At 62.7% G+C, this 19067-nt stretch carries 14 protein-coding genes and 1 pseudogene; 4 read left to right on the top strand and 11 right to left on the bottom strand.

Annotated elements, in window-relative coordinates; genetic code table 11:
• Window position 1: 1 nt before the first annotated feature.
• The 7 genes from GNZ12_RS09860 to GNZ12_RS09830 form a co-directional block, all read right to left on the bottom strand.
• On the bottom strand, window positions 2-1276 hold the full coding sequence (locus GNZ12_RS09860; RefSeq protein ID WP_235993668.1) for a glycosyltransferase family 4 protein: 1275 nt from the start codon (window positions 1274-1276) through the stop codon (window positions 2-4).
• Window positions 1277-1364: 88 nt separating this feature from the next.
• The gene (locus GNZ12_RS09855; protein ID WP_172310163.1) at window positions 1365-2297 is read right to left on the bottom strand and encodes a glycosyltransferase family 2 protein; all 933 of its coding nucleotides are present in this window, start codon (window positions 2295-2297) and stop codon (window positions 1365-1367) included.
• Between the two features lie 75 nt (window positions 2298-2372).
• Window positions 2373-4571 carry a polysaccharide biosynthesis tyrosine autokinase gene (locus GNZ12_RS09850; protein WP_172310225.1) on the bottom strand — a complete coding sequence of 733 codons (2199 nt, stop codon included), beginning with the start codon at window positions 4569-4571 and terminating at the stop codon, window positions 2373-2375.
• Window positions 4572-4717: 146 nt separating this feature from the next.
• Entirely contained in the window at window positions 4718-5950 is a 1233-nt protein-coding gene (locus GNZ12_RS09845; RefSeq protein ID WP_172310162.1) for a polysaccharide biosynthesis/export family protein, read from the bottom strand.
• Window positions 5944-6399: an arsenate reductase/protein-tyrosine-phosphatase family protein gene (locus tag GNZ12_RS09840; RefSeq protein WP_172310161.1), complete on the bottom strand. Its 456-nt coding sequence runs from the start codon at window positions 6397-6399 to the stop codon at window positions 5944-5946. Before GNZ12_RS09840 ends, GNZ12_RS09845 begins: the two co-directional genes overlap by 7 nt.
• A 48-nt stretch (window positions 6400-6447) precedes the next feature.
• On the bottom strand, window positions 6448-7905 hold the full coding sequence (locus GNZ12_RS09835) for a UDP-glucose dehydrogenase family protein (RefSeq protein WP_172310160.1): 1458 nt from the start codon (window positions 7903-7905) through the stop codon (window positions 6448-6450).
• 199 nt (window positions 7906-8104) lie between these two features.
• The gene (locus tag GNZ12_RS09830) at window positions 8105-9502 is read right to left on the bottom strand and encodes an undecaprenyl-phosphate glucose phosphotransferase (RefSeq protein ID WP_172310159.1); all 1398 of its coding nucleotides are present in this window, start codon (window positions 9500-9502) and stop codon (window positions 8105-8107) included.
• Between the two features lie 648 nt (window positions 9503-10150).
• Between GNZ12_RS09830 and GNZ12_RS09825 the strand changes: the two genes are divergently transcribed.
• Entirely contained in the window at window positions 10151-11704 is a 1554-nt protein-coding gene (locus GNZ12_RS09825; protein WP_328805976.1) for a mannose-1-phosphate guanylyltransferase/mannose-6-phosphate isomerase, read from the top strand.
• A 248-nt stretch (window positions 11705-11952) separates the two neighbouring features.
• Here the strand turns inward: GNZ12_RS09825 and GNZ12_RS09820 are convergent, their stop codons facing one another.
• Together GNZ12_RS09820 and GNZ12_RS09815 are read right to left on the bottom strand one after the other, a co-directional pair.
• The gene (locus GNZ12_RS09820) at window positions 11953-13122 is read right to left on the bottom strand and encodes a transposase (protein WP_172310158.1); all 1170 of its coding nucleotides are present in this window, start codon (window positions 13120-13122) and stop codon (window positions 11953-11955) included.
• A gap of 585 nt (window positions 13123-13707) precedes the next feature.
• Complete coding sequence (locus GNZ12_RS09815) at window positions 13708-14004, bottom strand: YciI-like protein (RefSeq protein WP_172310157.1); 297 nt, start codon at window positions 14002-14004, stop codon at window positions 13708-13710.
• Window positions 14005-14452: 448 nt separating this feature from the next.
• On the opposite strand from GNZ12_RS09815, the gene GNZ12_RS09810 reads away from it, so the two are divergent.
• The 3 genes from GNZ12_RS09810 to GNZ12_RS09800 all read left to right on the top strand — a co-directional run bounded on the left by GNZ12_RS09810 (window position 14453) and on the right by GNZ12_RS09800 (window position 16461).
• Window positions 14453-14749 carry a PsiF family protein gene (locus tag GNZ12_RS09810; protein WP_172310156.1) on the top strand — a complete coding sequence of 99 codons (297 nt, stop codon included), beginning with the start codon at window positions 14453-14455 and terminating at the stop codon, window positions 14747-14749.
• Window positions 14750-15066: 317 nt separating this feature from the next.
• Entirely contained in the window at window positions 15067-15513 is a 447-nt protein-coding gene (locus GNZ12_RS09805) for a hypothetical protein (protein ID WP_172310155.1), read from the top strand.
• Window positions 15514-15873: 360 nt separating this feature from the next.
• A complete protein-coding gene (locus GNZ12_RS09800) occupies window positions 15874-16461 on the top strand; it encodes a BPSL1445 family SYLF domain-containing lipoprotein (protein ID WP_172310154.1) in 588 nt (195 codons plus the stop codon).
• A gap of 109 nt (window positions 16462-16570) precedes the next feature.
• Here the strand turns inward: GNZ12_RS09800 and GNZ12_RS09795 are convergent, their stop codons facing one another.
• Together GNZ12_RS09795 and GNZ12_RS09790 are read right to left on the bottom strand one after the other, a co-directional pair.
• The gene (locus GNZ12_RS09795; RefSeq protein WP_172310153.1) at window positions 16571-17638 is read right to left on the bottom strand and encodes a glycosyltransferase family 4 protein; all 1068 of its coding nucleotides are present in this window, start codon (window positions 17636-17638) and stop codon (window positions 16571-16573) included.
• A gap of 233 nt (window positions 17639-17871) precedes the next feature.
• Window positions 17872-19044, bottom strand: a pseudogene (locus GNZ12_RS09790) (AAA family ATPase).
• Window positions 19045-19067 lie beyond the last annotated feature (23 nt).

Below are 19067 nucleotides of genomic sequence, written 5' to 3'. Positions count from 1 at the left end.
TTTAGAGGCCTCCGCGTGATTCGCGCGTGCTGGGATGCTGGCCTTGCGCGCCGGCCGCCTGGCTGCGTGCCGGCGGCGACGTATGGGCGTGCCGCGGGGCCTGAGCGGCCTGACCTGCAGCCGCGCCGGCCGCAGCGCGCGGCGCCGTCACGTCCGTATCGGCCCTGGCAGGCGCGGGCCGTGCGCGCGACGCGGCGCGCACTCGCAGCATCTCCTGCGTGATGCGCACATGCTGCATCGCATAGTTTTGCGTGGTCAGATCGCGCGCCAGCAAACCGGCAGCCGCCGCCTGTGCCTGGCGCAACGCGTCCACGGGAGAAGCGGCGAGCTGGTCCACCGCTTCGCGCAACGCCTGCGGGTTGAACGGCGGGATATAGGCCGCTTCGCCCGCCGGAAAATAGTCCTGCAACGCGCCGACGTTGGTGACCACCATCGGCTTGCCAACCGCCGCCGCTTCCAGCATCACCGTAATGCCCGAAGCGTGCGAATTCGGCCGCAGCGGCACGACGATCACGTCGGCCCAGTCGTAGAGTTCGTGCTGTTTCCTGATGCCTGAGAACAACGCGATCTCGACGTTCGGCGCGCGCAACGAGGCGGGAATCCGGCGGCGTGTCGCGAGCTTGACCGTATAGCGCGCATCGTTGCCAAACGCCTTGATGAGCGTCTCCCAGTCGCGGTCGCGATCGTTGCCGATGGCGGCGATTCGGATCGGCGTGTGAGGCGTCCACTCAGTCGGCCGCTGCACGGGAAAGTCCTGCGTGTTCAGGCCGTAGAACAGAGGCTTGGCGTCGCGCTCGAAGTAGCGCTGGCACAACTCGGCGTTTTCGCTGGCGAGCGTGGTCAGCTGGTCAGCGCGTGTCATCAGCTTGCGATACAGCCAGCTGCGCACAATCCCATAGGAAGGCCATTTATCGAGCAGCCACACGCTTTGCGCGAGCAGTAAGGGGCCTGAATCCGCCCCGGCCTTGCGGCCGCTCAGCAGCAGCATCAGCGCGGCGGACAGCCATTCCTGCTCGGTATGCGTCCAGATCACGTCCGAGCGCAGCATCTCGGCGCGGTTGCGCCACGTATGAATGAAATCGAAGCCGAGCGCCGCTTTCAACCCGCGGCGCAGCAAACGCACCGGCTTGCTCTCGCGCGCGTCCTGCGAATAGGTCAGCGCGAACGCGTCGGATTGCGCGTGGTGATAGCCGTAGAGACAGCCGATGTCGTCGCCCGGCCGGTAAAAGCGCGGGTCGGCTCCGTAAAACAGATGAACGTGAACTTTCGTACTCATACAGACACTCCGCTCTGCCGGTGGAAAGGAGCATCGGTCTGCGCGAAAAGGCGCCTGTGCCGATGCACGAACGTGCAGGACGCTTGGGTCACGCGGTTCGGGATAGCGCACGGCGCGCCTCATGCGCGCCGGTGCGCACCGCGCGCCAGCGCGATAGCCTCAGGCTCGCCTGTTTCGATACCAGCGCGAGCGCGGCGTGCGTGAGGCCCGGATAGACGCGCGTGCCGACCAGCGTCCACCACCACCAGGCGGTTTCGCGGCGCAGCGGCGGCAGCTGGTCGCGCAGGATCAGATGGAAGTTGAAGGCGGCATTGCGCAACGCCGCCATGGTTTGCGCGTCGCGCCGGTCATCGTCGAAACGTTCGGCCGGGAAATGGTCGACGGCGACGCGCGGGTCGTACATCAGCTTCCAGCCGGCATTTTTCACGGCAAGGCTGAAGGCCATGTCGTTGTGGACCTGGGCGCCCGCGCCGCGCAGGCGCTGATCGAAACGGATCGTGCGGACTGCCTCGCGCCGGTAGCTCATGTTGGCGCCCTTCAGGATGTCGACTTCGCGTGCGCCGCCGACCCCAAGGTGGTGATTGCCGATGATCTTGCCGTGCACCGTGACCTTGCCGACCAGCGGCCGCTCACCGTCCAGCACGCGGCCTTTTTCATGCACCCAGTCGCGTCCGCCCAGCGCGCCCAGGCGCGCATCGCTGCCGAACGCGGCAGCAATCCGTTCGACCCAGTCGACGTGCGGCGCGGCGTCGTCGTCGGTAATCGCGATCACGTCGCCGTTGGCCGCATCCAGTCCGCGATTGAGGGCCGCGACCTGGCCGGGCACGTCCACCCGCGCGACGGACAACGGCAGCGTGCCGGGCACGGCGGGGTCCCGCAGGCAGGTGTGGGTCGCTTCGTCGTCGGCGCGCGCGACCACCACTACTTCGTCCGGCGCGCGCGACTGCCGTTGCAGCGCCGCGAGGCAGCGCGCCAGGTCGGCCGGGCGGCGGTAAGTCGGAACCAGTACCGTCACTTTCATCGTGATGTCCTTCTTTATCGTGTTTGCGCTGGGATCAGAACCATGGGCTCAGTCTGGCGGCTCAGGTGCTCAGACTCAGGTACTCAAATACTCCTGGACCGATGCATAGCCGCGGTCGTAGCCGCCGCGCGCGCGCGCCGGCATCCCGTTGAAGATGCCGCCCTGCACGTGCACGCCGGCTGCGCGCAGACGCTTCAGTGCCTCCGAGATCTCGCCTTCGTTGTGCACGCCCGAGCGAACCACGAAGAAGGTCGAACCGGCATACGCGCCGATGATCGATGCATCGGTCACGGCCAGCACCGGCGGCGTGTCGATCAGGATCACGTCGTAGCGCTTGGCGAGGCCGTCCAGGTATTGCGGAAGACGCGGCGACATCAGCAGTTCCGACGGATTCGGCGGACGACGGCCGCACGAGATGAAGCTCAAGCCTTCAATGTTCGAGCTGCGGATCGCTTCTTCGAGCGAGATCTGCCCGCTCAGCAACTCCGACAGACCGTTGTCCTGCACCCCGCCCACATAACGTTCGAGCACGCCGCGACGCATATCGCCGTCGATCATCAGCACGCGTTTGCCTGAGTTCGCAAGCAGCACCGCCAGATTGACCGTCAGGAAGCTCTTGCCGACGCCGGACAGGGGGCCGGTCAGCATGACGATGCGGTTCTTCGCATCCATCATCGTGAATTGCATGGACGTGCGCAGGCTGCGCAGGCTTTCGATCGTGACGTCTTTCGGCCGCGCATTCGCCAGCACCGCGCGCAGACGTTCGCCACCGCGCTGGAAGCTGCTTTCGAGCACAGCCTGTTCGGCGCTCAAGGGCACGAGACCGTACACCGGCAGATGGAACGCGCGCTCGATATGGTCAGGGTCGTCGATCCCCTTGAACATATTGCGGCGCAGGAACACGAAACCCGTGCCACAGATCAACCCCAGAATCACCGCGGCTGAGAGAATCAGCACCTTCTTCGGCTTGACCGGTGCACCCGGGCGCATCGCGTAGTCGACGATATGCACGTTGCCGCCGGTGCCGGCCTTCTGCACCGACAACTCCTGCACGCGGTTGAGCAGCAGCACGTAGATGTCTTCCGCCACCTTCGCGTCGCGTTGCAGCTGCACGGCCTTCACTTCGGTGGCCGGCAGATCGCGGAAGCGGTCAGCGTATTTGGCGCGCTGCGCCTCCAGTTCGGCCATCTGCTGGCGCGCGGCCACGAGCATCGGATGGTCGTCGCCATAGCGCTGGCTCAACTGCGCCATCTGCAGACGCAAACCGGCGATCTGCTGCTCGTACTGCACGCTGCCTTCGAGGTAGACCTTGGCTTCATCGCTCGCATTGATCGAGCCGGACTGGCGCTGGTACGCGGTCAACGCGGCTTCGGCGCGTTCGAGATCGGCCTTCAGGCGCGGCTCTTCGCTCTTCAGGAAGTCGAGCATCTTGCTCGCGTCAACCTGCTTGTTCGAGACATGCTGACGCACATACGATTGCGCAAGCGCATTGGCGACGATAGCGGCGTGCTCAGGGCTCTTGTCTTCCAGCGAGATCTGAATCACGCCCGTTTGCTTGCCCTGCTCCTGCACGGTGATGGCCGACTGGAACGCCGTGATCGCGTCAAGGTCGTTAAAACGCGTCACGGTGAACGCTTCACCCGGACGGGCCACCAGCTTGCTGACGAGGATCGTCACGCCGCCGCCCTGTTCCTGCTGGCCGACCTGACCACGCAGCAGCAGTGAGCCGTTCTCCGCATAAAGTTCGTAGTGCTGGTCGTCCTGCACCTTCATCGTCAGCTTCTCGCCTTCCAGCGCGGGCGCCACCTCGAGCGAATCGACCTCGGCGTCTTCACCGCCCCAGGCGTAGGAAGACAGACCCAGCCAGGACCGCGCCGGCTGGCCCGGCGTTGCCAGGCGCGCGGCGATGCTGCCGAGCAGCGGAATCGTCTTCGGCGCGACGCTGAAGTTCAGCTTCAGTTGCTGGACCACCGGGCCGACCACGCCGCGGCTCTTGATGATTTCGATTTCGGCGTCGGTCGGCAACGAAGTCGAGCCGGTGGTGATCGCCGCGCCTGTTTGCGTCTGCGTCAGGGCCTGCGACGTGTTGTCGGACTGCTCGACGCGCACGTGGGCATCGGCCGAATAGATCGGCTTGGCGAGGAAACAGTACGCGGCGGCCAGGGCGACGATCACCGCGGCGATCGCGATCAGCCACCAGATGTCGTCGAGGATCACCTGCACCAGTTGCCCGAGGACGACGTCCTCTTCTTCGGTCTTGATCGGACCGGCCATGTGTGGAGAGATTTGATTGCTCACAATTCGATCCCGTATCGGTTGCTTCGGCGTGGGCTTCAGCGTGTGCTTTGGCGTGTGCCTTGGCGTTTGCTTCGGTCCCGCGCCCTGGGAAAGCGGCGCGGGCCTGTCGACAGCTCAGACGGTTATTTCGTCAACTGCTTCAGGTAGAACAGCGTCTGTATGGTCGGCAGGACTTGCTGCAACACACGGTTGAACGTGGTCGAAGCGGCGGTGCCCACATACACGACATCCATCGGCTGCAACTGGAACTGGGACGACAGCATGATCGCGTCGGGCTGCGTCATGTCGAGGCGGTACACGTCCGGCGTGGTCGGATGCTCGCGCATGCCGCGCATCACGAAGATCTGGCGCGGATTGGCGTCCGTATCGAGAATGCCGCCCGCCTGGGTGAGCGCGTCGGCGATCGTCAGGCGGCCCCTGATCATCGGCAGCTGGATCGGCGTCTTCACCTCGCCCATCACGAAGATGCGGCTGTCGCTGTGGTCCGGCACGTTGATCACGTCGCCGTTTTGCAGCATGACGTTCTGCGTCGTATCGCCCTGGTCGAGCATGCGGTTCGCGTCGAGCACATACAGCTTGTTGTTGCGCGTGAGGCGCACACGCTGGATGTCAGCGTCGCTGTTCGTGCCGCCCGAACGCGTGATCGCGTCGACCAGCGTGAGCGGCACGTCGCTGATGGCGAGCGGGCCCGGCGTCTTCACGTCACCGGTGACCTGCACTTTCTGGCCGCGGTACGACAGCACGCGCACGTCGACCTGCGGATTGCGGATATAGCGCACGAGACCGGCGCTCAACTGATCGCGCAACTCGCCCACCGTCTTACCCGCGGCCATGATGCGGCCGACAAACGGGAAAAAGATCGTGCCGTCGGCGGCAACGGTCTGGCCGTATGGATCGGCCTGGCCCGGCAGTGCGGCGGTATACGGCTGCTGCAAGGCGCCGCCGACCGACTGCGTGGTGTTACCGCCCGCGGACAGCGTGCTGCCCTGCGGCGTGGTCAATTCGGGGTGATCCCAAACCGTGATGCCGAGAATGTCCTGCGGCGAGAGCCGGTACACATACTGCGACGGGTCGCTGTAACGCGAGGTCGGCAGCGCCTGCTGCGCGGCGGCGGCTTGCGCCTGCGCTTGTGCCGCGACCAGCGGGCCGTCGATCAGGTGGACCGGATAGGTCTCGGCGGGTTGATTCTGATGCTGTCCGTCGTCTTTCAGACTGGACGTGTCGAGGTAATTGCCAGGTGCGGTAGCGCAGGCCGACAGAAAGGACGTCAGCAAAAGCGTGGCGGCGAACCTCGATTTAAAGCCCGTCGAGTTGAGGTTCGCGAATGTGTGTGCAGTGAGTTTTTTCATCAGCATATTTTTTTCAGCCATCCCATGACCAGATGTTCGATGAGCACGAGACTCTCCCTATAGTCGGCTTCCACGTGGCCGTGCGGATCGGCGACGTCGGAGTCGTCTTCCCATTTGCCGAGTGGATAGACCTTGCCGCGCGAGGCCGGATCGAGCGCTTCGACCGCGCTCACTTGCGCGCGCTCGGTGACGAGCACGAGATCCGCGGAACGCACGAGCCGGCGGTCGAGGCGCCGCGAATAGTGGATGCCGGAGGCGACGCCCTGCTCGGCGAGGAGGCGCCGCATCACCGGATCCATGGCGTGGCCGTTCACGGCACGCAGGCCCGCCGAATGAAACGCGATCGGCGCTGAGGACGACCGCGACGCCGCGCGCTGCCGGGACTTGAACAGCATCTCGGCAGCAGGCGAACGGCACACGTTGGCGTGGCAGACGATCAGAACGTTGGCGAACATAGCGGACTCCTTGACGTGGCGTGGCGACGCGGCGGCTTATTGACCAACTTATTGGCCAACTTCCTGGCCGGCCTCGACCGGGTCGGCCACATTGGCTTTTTTCGGCAGACCGTTTGCGCCGACCTTCGCCGGCGCATTACGCAGCGCGTGCTGACGGCCGATCGCGTGATACTCGATACCGAGTTCGAGCAGCGCGTCCGGCTCGTACAGATTGCGGCCGTCGAAAATCAGCGGCGTAGTGAGGCTCTCCTTGAGCGATCCGAAATCCGGACTCTTGAAGACCTTCCATTCGGTGAGGATCACCAGTGCATCCGCGCCCTCGGCCGCGTCCATCTCCTCGTTCACGAACGACAGGCGCGCGTGCTGTTGCGGCACGTCCTTCAGGTCGAGCGCGAAAACGCGCTTCGATTCGTCGATCGCGACCGGGTCGTAGGCCTTGACGCGCGCGCCACGGCGCAGCAGTTCGGCGATCAGCGGACGGCTCGGCGCTTCGCGCATGTCGTCCGTGTTCGGCTTGAAAGCGAGACCCCACACGCCGAAGGTGCGATCCGACAGGTCTTCGCCCAGACGATCGACGATCTTGTGCGCGAGGATCTTTTTCTGCGTGTCGTTGACGGCTTCCACCGCCTCGAGAATGCGCAGGTTGGCCTTGTGGTCGGCGGCCGTGCGAATCAGCGCCTGCACGTCTTTCGGGAAGCACGAACCGCCGTAGCCGCAACCGGCATACAGAAAGTCGTAGCCGATCCGCGGATCGGAACCGATGCCGCGGCGCACCGCTTCGATATCCGCGCCGACGCGGTCAGCCAGATTCGCGAGTTCATTCATGTACGAGATGCGCGTGGCGAGCATCGCGTTGGCCGCGTACTTGGTGAACTCGGCCGACCGTACGTCCATGTACAGCGTGCGTTCGCGATTGCGGTTGAACGGCGCGTAGAGGCGCTTCATCAGATCGCGCGCTTTTTCGCCCGGCACGTCTTCGTCGCAGCCGAGCACGATGCGGTCGGGGCGCGTGAAGTCTTCCACGGCCGCGCCTTCTTTCAGGAACTCCGGATTCGATACCACGGAGAACATGGGGCTGGCATTGCGCGCGGCCAGTTCCTCGGCGATCACGTCGCGCACGCGTGAAGCCGTGCCGACCGGCACCGTCGATTTGTCGACGATCACCTTGAAGCCCGTCATATGGCGGCCGATGTTGCGCGCGGCGGCGAGCACGTATTGCAGGTCGGCGGAACCATCTTCGTCCGACGGCGTGCCCACCGCGATGAACTGGATGTCACCGTGTGCAACAGCGGCTTCGATGTCGGTCGAGAATTTCAGGCGGCCCGCGCGGCGATTGCGCGCAATGATCTCCTGCAGACCCGGTTCATGGATCGGCACGCCGCCGTTGTTGAGCACGTCGATCTTGCGCTGATCGACGTCGAGACAGAACACGTCGTGGCCGATGTCAGCCAGACAAGCGCCCGTCACGAGGCCTACGTAGCCACTACCGATGATCGTCAGGTTCATGTGTTACACCTCGGAAAATGGAGTTGATTCACTAAATGAGGTCACGCGTTGCGCTGCGTGGCCGGCGCTCGCAAGAAAACGCCGGGCCGCCTCAGGTTTTTCGCACCACAGGAAGTCCCCCGCCCCGAAGGAAGTCCCCTTCGGGGGTTGGGGGCTTGCCCCCCTCGGGGGGCTGGCGCGAAGCGACAGGTGGGGGCCCTCAGTAGGCGTTGCTGCCCACAAAGCCCTTCCAGAGCGTCAGCACGACAATCTTGATGTCGAGCCAGAAGGTCCAGTGCTGCATGTAGTACAGATCGAGCTTGACGCGGCCCATCATCTTTTCGATGCGATCGGTTTCGCCGCGATAGCCGTTGATCTGTGCCAATCCGGTGATACCCGGTTTGATCCGGTAACGGTGCATGTAGCCCTTCACCAGATCCTTGTAAATGTCGTCGTGTTCGAGCGCGTGAGGGCGCGGGCCGACCACGGACATCTCGCCGCGCAACACGTTGATGAATTGCGGCAGTTCGTCGAGGCTGGTGCGCCGCAGGAACGCGCCGACCGCGGTGATGCGCGGATCGCGCCGTGTGGCCTGGGTGATCTTGCCGGCCTCTTCCTTGTGCATCTTCATCGAGCGAAACTTGTAGATCTCGAACTGATTGCCGTCGATGCCCTTGCGCTTCTGGCGGAAGAACACCGGGCCTGGCGAGCTCACTTTCACCATCACCGCGATCACCAGCATCACCGGCGCCAGCGCGGTCAATGCCGCCAGCGCGAACAGACGGTCGAAGACGCGCTTGGGCAGCACGCGCAGATCGGTGATCGGCGAGGCGGCCAGGTTGATCGCCGGCACGCCGAGCAGATCGACCATCGGCTGATTGAAGAGCGTCAGGCTGCGCACGTCAGGAATGAAGCGGATGTTCACGAAGTCGTTCTTCAGGTCCATCACGAAGCGGTGGATCGCCTTTTCCTTCGAGATCGGCAGCGCGAGCCACAGTTCGCGAATCGCGCGTTGGCGCACCAGTTGAAGCATCTGCGCGTAATCGCGCTCGACCGGCACGCCTTCGATCGAGTCGCTCGCATCGGGGTCTTCGTAAGGGTTGATCGTGCCGTCCTCATCGAACACCACGACGGGGCTGAAGCCCGCTTCCGGACGGCTGCGCATCTGTTCGATCAGGAAGCGCCCATACCGCGCGCCGCCGACGATCGCCACCGCGCGCTGATTGAAGCCTTCGCGGCGCAGTCCGCGCAGGATCGAATAGACGATCACCTTGGTGACGATCAGCAGCACGATCGTGGCGACCGCCCAATAGACGAGCCACAGCCGCGACAGACTGTCCGAGCGGTGCAGACTGAAGCTGATCAATACGCCCGTGACTTCCACCATCACCCAACCGCCCGCGACGCGGCACAGCAGGTCGTAGAGCGGCTTGCCGCGCCACGACTGATAGATGCCCAGCGCGGGAAAGACCACCACCACCAGCAGGCAGTCGAACGCCAGCGACACGCTTTGGACGTCGTCCAGCCACACCAATTTCCCGCTGTGCACGGCCGTCGCGATGGCGGCGCCGAGCGCGACCATGGCAATGTCGATGATTCTCGATAGAACGCTCAGCATGTGCTGCCCCTCAGTTCGTCAGTCAAGTGCCATCCATTGGTTGGTTGAATTCCCGTCACACTCATTCAGTCCGCACGCCTCGCGCACAACGCCGGTATCCGCGCCTGCCAGATAAAAGCGCGACGCGAAACCGATTGAACCCGTGCTAATTGCCCCGCTGCCTTCCGGACTAAAAAATTCCTGAACGGACGATTCGGAAAGCAGGTGTCTGAATGAGTGAAAACCCGTGTACAGGTATAGATAAAGCGATATTAAAATTCGGACTGCAAGACTGCAAAATATCTCAAAATGTATCGGTCAAAATTTCAGCATTTTTTCTGAATTTTGCACGGCAATTGTTACCGTATTTTCGTTTGAAAAGGCCTTTTTTGGCCTTTATGGTAGTGCTATCCAGTCAATCCGTCTGTTTTCCTACGAAACTTACAGCTCGCCTTTCGCCGCCATTTTTCGCCATTCCGTCGGGCAAAAAAATTTGCCTGATATTTTTTCCCTTAATTTTTTCTTTTTTAAAAAATATCCAGACATTTTTCCTTCACGAAGAAGCTAATTTTATTAGACGTTTTATATAGTTTCTATTTAACGCGCTTTTATTGATTCCTTACTTCGTGATAAAACTCGACGCATTCACCCAGCCTCGAGGAGTCCATCATGACAGCTTCGGTTACGGCCACGCCCGCCGACACCCGGTCCACACAAGCTATGCCCCTTAACGTCAAGCTCAAGGTTCATCCCGTGATTCTGGCGGGCGGCTCCGGCACACGGCTGTGGCCGATGTCGCGCGAGCAGCGCCCGAAACAACTGATCGGCCTGCTCGGCGACGACTCGCTGCTGCAATCGACCACCCGCCGGCTCGACGGGCTCGAAGCCGGCCATCTGCTCGCCGAGCAACTCGTCGTCGTAGCCAACGAAGAACAGCGCTTCACGACCGCCGAGCAATTGCGCTCGAGCGGCAAACCGACTCGCCTGATTCTCGAGCCCGTTGGGCGCGATACGGCGCCGGCGCTGACGGTGGCCGCCCTTTCGATCGCCGCGCAGGATGAGGACGGCATCATGGTCGTGATGCCCGCCGATCACGCGGTGACCGACATCGACGGTTTTCATGCAGCGGTGGCCGCCGGCGTGCAGCATGCAGCCAGCGGCCATATTGTGACGATGGGCATCGTGCCGACGCGTGCGGAAACGGGCTATGGCTATATCCGCATCGGCGCAGCGCTTGGCATGCCTGATGACGCTCGCGCAACGGACGCCGATGCAGCCGGCAAGATCGGCGCGCATCAGCTCGATCGCTTCGTCGAAAAGCCGCATCTGGAGTTGGCGCAGCGTTATATCGAATCGCAGGAATACTGGTGGAACAGCGGCATTTTCATCATGCGCGCATCGACCTGGCTGAAGGCGATCCGTCACTTCCAGCCGGCGATTTACGAAGCCTGCGCAGCGGCGTTCGTAGGCGGCAAAGCGGACGGCGATTTCTTCCGTCTGCAACGCGACGCCTTCAGCGCCTCGCCGTCGGATTCGATCGACTACGCGGTGATGGAGCAACTGGGCAACGATCAGACCGCCGCGTCCGGCGTGGTGGTGCCGCTGCAAGCGGGCTGGTCGGACGTGGGTTCGTGGGACGCGATCTGGGATATTTCGGACAAAGACGCAGATCAGAACGTGGGCCGCGGCCGCGTCATGTTCGAAGGAGCCGACTCGACCTTCGCCCATTCGGAAGGACGCCTGATTGCCTGCGTCGGCACGCAGAATCTCGTGATCGTCGAAACGGCCGATGCGATTCTCGTCGCGGACAAATCGCGTGTGCAGGACGTCAAGAAGATCGTCGGACGGATTCGAAGCGATGGCGGGCTCGAGGCAGCCAACCATCGCAAGGTGCATCGCCCGTGGGGCAACTACGATTCCGTCGATACGGGTGAGCGCTTCCAGGTCAAACGCATCGTCGTGAAACCCGGTGCGCGGCTTTCGCTGCAAATGCATCATCACCGCGCGGAACACTGGATCGTCGTGCGCGGCACCGCGCTCGTCACGCGGGGTGAAGAGCGCTTCATCGTCTCCGAAAACGAATCGGCTTATATTCCGCTGGGCGTCACCCACCGTCTCGAGAACCCGGGCAAGATGCCGCTCGAAATGATCGAGGTGCAGTCGGGTTCGTATCTCGGCGAAGACGATATCGTGCGCTTCGACGACACGTATGGACGCCAATGAAGCACGTCACGGACCCACGCCACTGAATCATGCCAATGAGGAACGCCGGTGAAGGACGCCGGCGGGCAACATTCAATCAGCGCCCAGGCAACATCAATTAGCGTCAATCAGGTAACACCTATGATTCACAACGGATGAAGCGGGAACCTGCGGCGGGTGCTCCTGCCGGCCGCGGGGTGTTGCTGTGCTAGCTGCCGTGCTTACTGCCGTGCTAGCGGCCGCACTTACAGCCTTGCTAGCCGCCGCGCTCATCCCGCATGGGAGATGAGTTCTGGGTATGATGGGAAACGATCTGATGCACTGCTTTCGCTCGCGGGTGCGGCCGGTTCGCTGGGGTAACGGCGCAGCGGTCCACGGAACGCATTGAGCGGACCGTGCAAAGCCCCCCCGTGAGGCCCCCCATGATTCACCGTGACGGGCTCCGGCACATGACGAACCGCCGGTAACGGACGCGCCACCGCCGCGGCCGCGTTGACGGCCGGTGCGGCGTTGGCTGCAGCCTGCGTGCGGCATTCACGGTCGATCCACTGCCGCGCCCATTCGAGCGCGTACTGCTCCGCCGCGTCAGCCTCGACAAAGCGCGGGCCGACGAGGCCGGAACGCTCGACGCGTTTGCCGTCCTTCATAATTTCCGCCCACGCGCGATACATGGCGTTGGGCACCTGCTCCGCCGCCACATAGATCACATACCCGCGTCGGTCGGCGACCTGCGTGCCGCGTGGCGCGAGGCTCATCGACAGCGAGTTGCGCTGATCGTCAAGCTCGTGCGTGCGGCGCGCCGATGCGATAGCCGAATCCAGATCGTGCATGGCCGCACCCACCGCCCCTGCCTCGTCCATGCAGTGCAAATCAGCGCGCATGGCGGGCCGTGCTGCAAGTGACGTGGATGCAGAAGGTGCCGAGGGTGCGCGCGACACCGGCGGCACATTCGTCAGCCCGGACAACTGGCGCGTGATATCGGCCATCGGATCGGCCGAACGCCAGTTGCTCAGGCGGCTCGACACGCCGGGCGCCTGCCACGACTCGGGGCTCTTCCACGACACGCCACGCAGACTTTCGTCGCGCACGTTGGGGCTTTCGGCTACCGGTGCCGCCGGTTTGACCGCGACGGGCGGCGCCGGTTGCGGGATGTACGCGAAGGTACGCCCGGTGGCGTGCGACAACAGCCGAACCATCTCGAGGAGGGTGCCGTTCAACTGCCATTCTTCAAAACGGCGCCGGCAGGTCGGACCCGACGGATAGCGGCCCGGCAGCTTCGACCACGGCTCGCCCGTTGTCAGAATCCACAGGACGGCATTCGCCACGATGCGCGGTTCGGCGCGGGGCCGGCCGCGTCGGTTCAGACGGACGGCCGGCTCATCAGAAACAAGCGCTGCTAGCAGCGCCCATTCGTCATTGCTTAGCTCATCGAAAAACATTGGGTTTTCTCCACGCGGCCTGGCCGGGCCGCGGCGTTGGACGGCCACGGATTCAACTTTCACGATCCGTGTGCAGCCCGCGGTTGCACAAATATGTTTTGTACGTTCTGTTTGCTGGGCCAATGTCGCACTGGCTCAGTGCGGTTTGTCCCTATTGCGAAGCACAAAACGTGGTCTCACTCGTGCATGGGAGAATTAGTGCACGAAGCATACCATCACCAGGGTTTGCGTGAATATGGCTGAGACAAGTGTTACGGATGGAAACAATCTTGTCCTTTGTGCTGCGTCGTTTCACTCATTGCCGTAACAGAACTGCTGTCGGTTTCGGCGGCGAAAGACGCTATTGCACAGCACAATGGCTCGGTAAGGCCGGCGAATAGAATTTACGAAGCCAGCGCTCGATCCACAATGCATTTCGATGCGTTTTGAACGTAATTTTTGCCTGTCAGCGAAGTGCGTGGACACGGTGAGTGGACAGCACCTGACCGACATCGCGGCACAATTGTCGCGCGAGCGAACGCAGCGCTTGCGTATGCGGTTCGCATTCCTCTCGACGCCGGAGAAGCGTGGCGGATGGGCTCGCTTCTAACGCACGGGTTTTGCCGCGCTCTCACCCACCACGGTCATCCATTGGCGTACGCGCCAGCGCGCCACGAGCCCGGCAAGGACGTACGGATCGGCCTTGGCAAAGGCTTCGGCGGCTGCGGGAGAGTCGCCTTCGAAGAGCAGCACGGCAGTGTCCACGGGCTCGGTCAACGCCCCAGCCAGTTGCAATTCCCCGCGCTCCGCTGCCGCCCAGGCGAGTTTCAGATGCGCGTCGCGATACGCGCCGCGCCGTTCGAGGTAATCCGGCACGAGGTCATACATCAACAGGTAGTGCATGGCGAGCCTCCTTCGGCTTGCGTGACAGAGACGGCGGGCGGCGCACCGGCGCAAGAATTCAGGTCAATATTTCCCATATGATCGTCAACGGGATTTTCCGTCAATTTTCCATTCATTTGCACCTGCAGCAATGCAGATCGAATAGTTAGAATTTGATCGTCCATATGAAATAACGGCAAGCTAATTCAATTGCATGCGCCTCACCAATTGATCTGGATTGCATAACGAATTTTTGTGCTGCTGCGATTCAGCCGTTTTATTCATCGGAGCGCCGCTCTCCCCCGCCCCGTAGGGGAAAACCAGCGTGAGCGCCTGTCAACCACAATGCTCATTTGTCCGTTCTGGCAGACAGCATTTGCCATAATGGACATGCCGAGGGGTCCTGGACGCCGTTGACGCCCGCACGCATGAACGACTAAAAACGTTTTCACCACCGATGGAGTGTCACATGAAAATCCAATCCGCTATCGCTACGCTGGTGCTGGGCGCGGTCCTCGTTTCGCCGGTATTCGCACAGAACAGCCAGCAAACGAAAATGGCCGACTGTAACAAGCAGGCCGGCGACAAGAAAGGCGACGACCGCAAGGCCTTCATGAAGACCTGTCTGTCGGCCACGCCGGCCGCCGCCGCACCGATGAGCCAGCAGGACAAGATGAAAGCGTGCAACACGCAAGCCACCGGCAAGAAAGGCGACGACCGAAAGGCCTTCATGAAGACCTGCCTGTCGTCCGCACCGGCTAACTAAACGCGAGGCAATCGGCGCGGCCCACACGCCGCGCGTTGAGCCGCGTTTTGTTCGAACAGGGCCGCGCCATTTTCCGGCGCGGCTGCTACCTTTCTCCTGTCCCCACGCCTGCGCTTACTACCGCGCTTATTCCCGCTCTCCCCGGCAGCTCATTTCCCCGGCAACCGCCCTCGCGCGACACATCCCTTCGCAGTCCATCCGCGCGAACGCGTCGTTTTTCTTCTATGATGGCTGCGGAGACGGCCCACCCTCATACACAACATTAGACGGGCCGCCATCTTGTCGTTGGTGCTGCAGAGCATCGATTGGAGGCAAGGATGGTAACGAAACATAAAAACCGCTGGTTAAGGCGGTGGCTGGTCGTCATCATATTCTGGGCCGTGCCCGTGGCAATCGTTGCAGTCAGCGAGATCCGGGAGGAAATGGCGTATAACGCCGTCGACCTCGACCGCGAGCTGACCACCTGGAATTTCACCGACGCACAACGTGCCGCCGGTGCGCCCGCGCATTGCCATGGCAAGCCCGACGAGGCGCAAGCCGCCGGCTGCCCGGCCGATGTACTTGCCGCCAATGCGCCGCGCCAGCAGGACGCCCGCAATGAATACAGCGTGCGGCGCTCTACGCTCATGGCCTACCTCTGGCACGCGTTCGTCGGCTACTGGATCGTGCCGGCCGTCACGCTGTTCCTGATTGGCGTGTTGATCGGCATGATTCGCCGTGCGCTGCGGCGCCCGCCGGTCAAAAGTCCGGCGAACCATGGGTGAGGATGCGGTACAGCGCCCACGCAACACTTCCGGTTCGACTTCGACAAGAATCGTGAACGCGAAAAATCGGTAAAAACGGGCACCCGATACGATTTCAGCTCAGCCGCCGACTAGCCGGTCCCTGCCCGGCACGGTTCATCAAGAGCCCATTCGAGCGTACGGTTCCAGCGTCTTTCAACGCTCTCCTGCGGTCGGTCAAAATTACATCGCCGCGCCTTACGATGAGTCGCAAACCCCCGCCACACAAGGCTTTTCGCCGAACGGCGAAGTGCGCCCTTTACGCTTGCGTGTGATATAACTGAAAGGCAACCCGGCAACACCCTATGAGGTTGTGCCCAGGAACCATGATGGAGAGAAACGATGCAAAGACGAAACTTCATGCTGAAGACTACCGCTGCGCTCGCTTTCGGAGGCCTTGCACTCGCTGGTTGTACGACCAACGGCAACACCCCGAGCACGCCCTCCACTGATGCATCCAAACGTCAGTCGATCGACGCCAGTGTCGACGGCACCATGTCGCGCCTGTTCACGACCGTGAAGGGTTCGCGCGAACTCGTATCCAAGGCACGCGGCGTACTGGTGTTCCCGTCGGTACTGCAAGCGGGCTTCATCGTCGGCGGCCAGTATGGCGAAGGTGCGCTGCGCGTAGGCGGCAGCTCGGTGGGTTACTACAGCACGATTTCCGGTTCGCTCGGCCTGACAGCAGGCGCGCAGTCGAAGGCCATTATCTTCCTGTTCATGACACAGGACTCGCTCGACACATTCCGCAATGCCGACGGTTGGTCGGCGGGCGGTGACGCCTCCGTCGCGCTGGTGAAGATGGGCGCCAACGGTGCGATCGACACCACCACGGCGACGGCCCCGGTCGAAGTATTCGTGCTGACCAATACCGGTCTGATGGCCGATATCTCGCTGCAGGGCACCAAGGTCTCGCGCCTGAAGATCTAAGCGCACTATTCGTGCGTGGGCCCTGAAGGCAGCGGCAATAAAAAACGGCGATGCGTATGGCCCATCGCCGTTCTTTTTCAAGCTGCCGTGTGAGCCCGCGCTACTGCCCTCAGCCTCCCGACGTATCGATCACCTTGAAGCGCGAACGCTTCTGCGCGCGAATCACCGACTGATACGCATCCACATACTGCTGCGCCATCCGGTGCGACGTGAACCGCTCCTCGAAGCGTTGCCGCACACCCGCCCGCGGCACCTTGTGCAGGCGGTTGACCGCCGCCACCGCGCCGATCTCGTCTTCGACGATAAAGCCTGTCACACCGTCGTCCAGCACTTCCGGCACCGAGCCGCGGTTAAACGCGATCACCGGCGTGCCGCACGCCATCGCTTCGATCATCACCAGGCCGAACGGCTCCGGCCAGTCGATCGGGAAAAGCAGTGCATGCGCGCCCGATAGAAACTCGGCCTTCTGGTTATCCGTGATCTCGCCGATGAACTCGACATGCGGCAGGTCCAGCAACGGCCGGATCTCGCGCTCAAAGTATTCGCGGTCGGCGGCATCCACTTTCGCGGCGATGCGAATCGGCATCCCGCAGCGCCCGGCAATCCGGATCGCGGTATCGACCCGTTTTTCCGGCGAGATACGGCCGAGAAACGCGAGGTACTTCTGCTCGACCGGCTGCGGCGTGTAGAGCTGCTCCGGCAGACCGTGATAGACGGTGGTGAGCCACTTGGCCTGCGGCAACGGATGACGCTGTGAATTCGAGATCGAAATCACCGGCGCGGTATTGAAGGTGTCGAACACCGGCTGTTGCTCGGGCAGATCGAGGCGGCCATGCATCGTAGTGACGAAGGGGGTCTCCTGGCGCTTAAAGACCGAAAACGAGTAATAGTCGAGGTGAAAATGCAGCACGTCGAAGTTCTCGGCCTGGCGGCGCACCAGTTCCATCAGCAGCATATGGGGCGCGATGCGGTCGCGGATACCCGGGTCCAGACGCAGCGCGCGCGGCCAGACGGGTTCGAGCTTTGCACTGGTGACGGAGTCGCCGCTCGCGAACAGCGTCACGTCATGGCCGAGTTCAACCAGCGCCTCGGTGATATAAGACACGACGCGCTCCGTGCCGCCGTATAGCTTCGGCGGCACCGATTCGGTCAAGGGGGCGATCTGCGCAATTTTCATATTTTGTCTCCGTGAACTGACGGCTAGCGCCGATGGCGGTGCACGTCAGCGGCGCTGTGTAGGGCAGCACCTGGCCTTCTCCATCAATGCAGTGAACGCCGGGCGTCCGCTTGCACCATCCGCATCAAAGCATTATTCATCAGGGCGCAACAAAAAGCCCTTGGCTTTGCAATTCCAGTGCAATGTTACATTCAGATTACATCCGCTGGCGCTCATTATTCGCCCGTCCGCCACTATCGCGCCGGCCATTTCCAGGCCGGCAGGTCGCGATCGTCCGCATCGGCGATGCGCGTAGCGCCGAAGTGCTTTTCGAGCACGATCGACTGGCTGCCGTCCTCCCGTTCGAGCGCCGCGATCAGACGCGCTGCGTGCGACACCACCAGCACCTGGGAATGCGCGGAGGCCCGTGCGATCAGGCGCGCCAGCGCCGGCAGCAGATCCGGATGCAAGCTCGTCTCCGGTTCGTTCAGCACCAGCAGCGCGGGCGGACGCGGCGTCAACAGCGCGGCTACCAGCAACAGGTAACGCAAGGTGCCGTCCGACAGTTCCGCGCCCTTCAGCGGCCGCAGCAGGCCGTGTTGCTGCATCGACACCTCGAAGCGGCCGTCCTGAGTTGCGATGTCGAGGCGCGAACCCGGGAAGGCGTCGTCGATGGCGACATCGAGCGCAACCGGGTCGCCGATCTCGCGAATGGTTTGCATGGCCGCGGCGAGGTCCGCGCCGTCGTTCGAAAGCACTGGTGTGTGCGTACCGATTTGTGACAGACGCGCGGCCGCTTCGGCATCGGTGCGGAAGTGGTCGTAGAAGCGCCACGAGCGAATCTGCTCGCGCACCGTGATCATCTCAGGGGCGGTCCGTGGGTCGGAGAACTCCGTCATCATGCTGTCGAAGCTGGCGACGGGCTGGGGGATGGCTTGCCAGTCACGACCGTCGTCATCGCGCGTGTAGATCGCCGGGCCGCGACGGTCGACCAGCAACGCGGCGGGCCGCAATACAGGTCCGCTCCAGATGCACTCGCGTTTGATCATCGGATCCAGTTGGAACTTGCTCGGCGGCTTTTCAGATTGTGGCTACCCGAGATCGATCGCATAACCGAACTGATCGCCGGAAAACCCCAGCCGCAAACTCACCGGCTCTTTGCGGCGCGTGCCCTCGACTGGCAATTCGCCGGCCAGCACCGCGCGCGAGAACCGTTCAGGCCCGGCCCACAACGTGGATTGCAATCCGCCTGCACGCGCGAGCGACGTAATCACGCCGCCGCGCGCGGTCTCAGCCAGCAAACGCAGCGAGCGATAGACGCTCGATTTCCCGCTGCCATTCGCACCCGTGATGACATTCAATTGCCCGAGCGGCACGATCAACTCGCGCAGCGACCGATACCCCGCGATGGCCAGCGTCCTCAGCACGCGGCCACCTTTCGAACCGGCGC

It is taken from the genome of Paraburkholderia solitsugae (assembly GCF_013177695.1).
Taxonomy (GTDB): domain Bacteria; phylum Pseudomonadota; class Gammaproteobacteria; order Burkholderiales; family Burkholderiaceae; genus Paraburkholderia; species Paraburkholderia solitsugae.
Note: the sequence above shows the minus strand (reverse complement) of the source record. Positions and strands in the feature narration are given on the sequence as shown.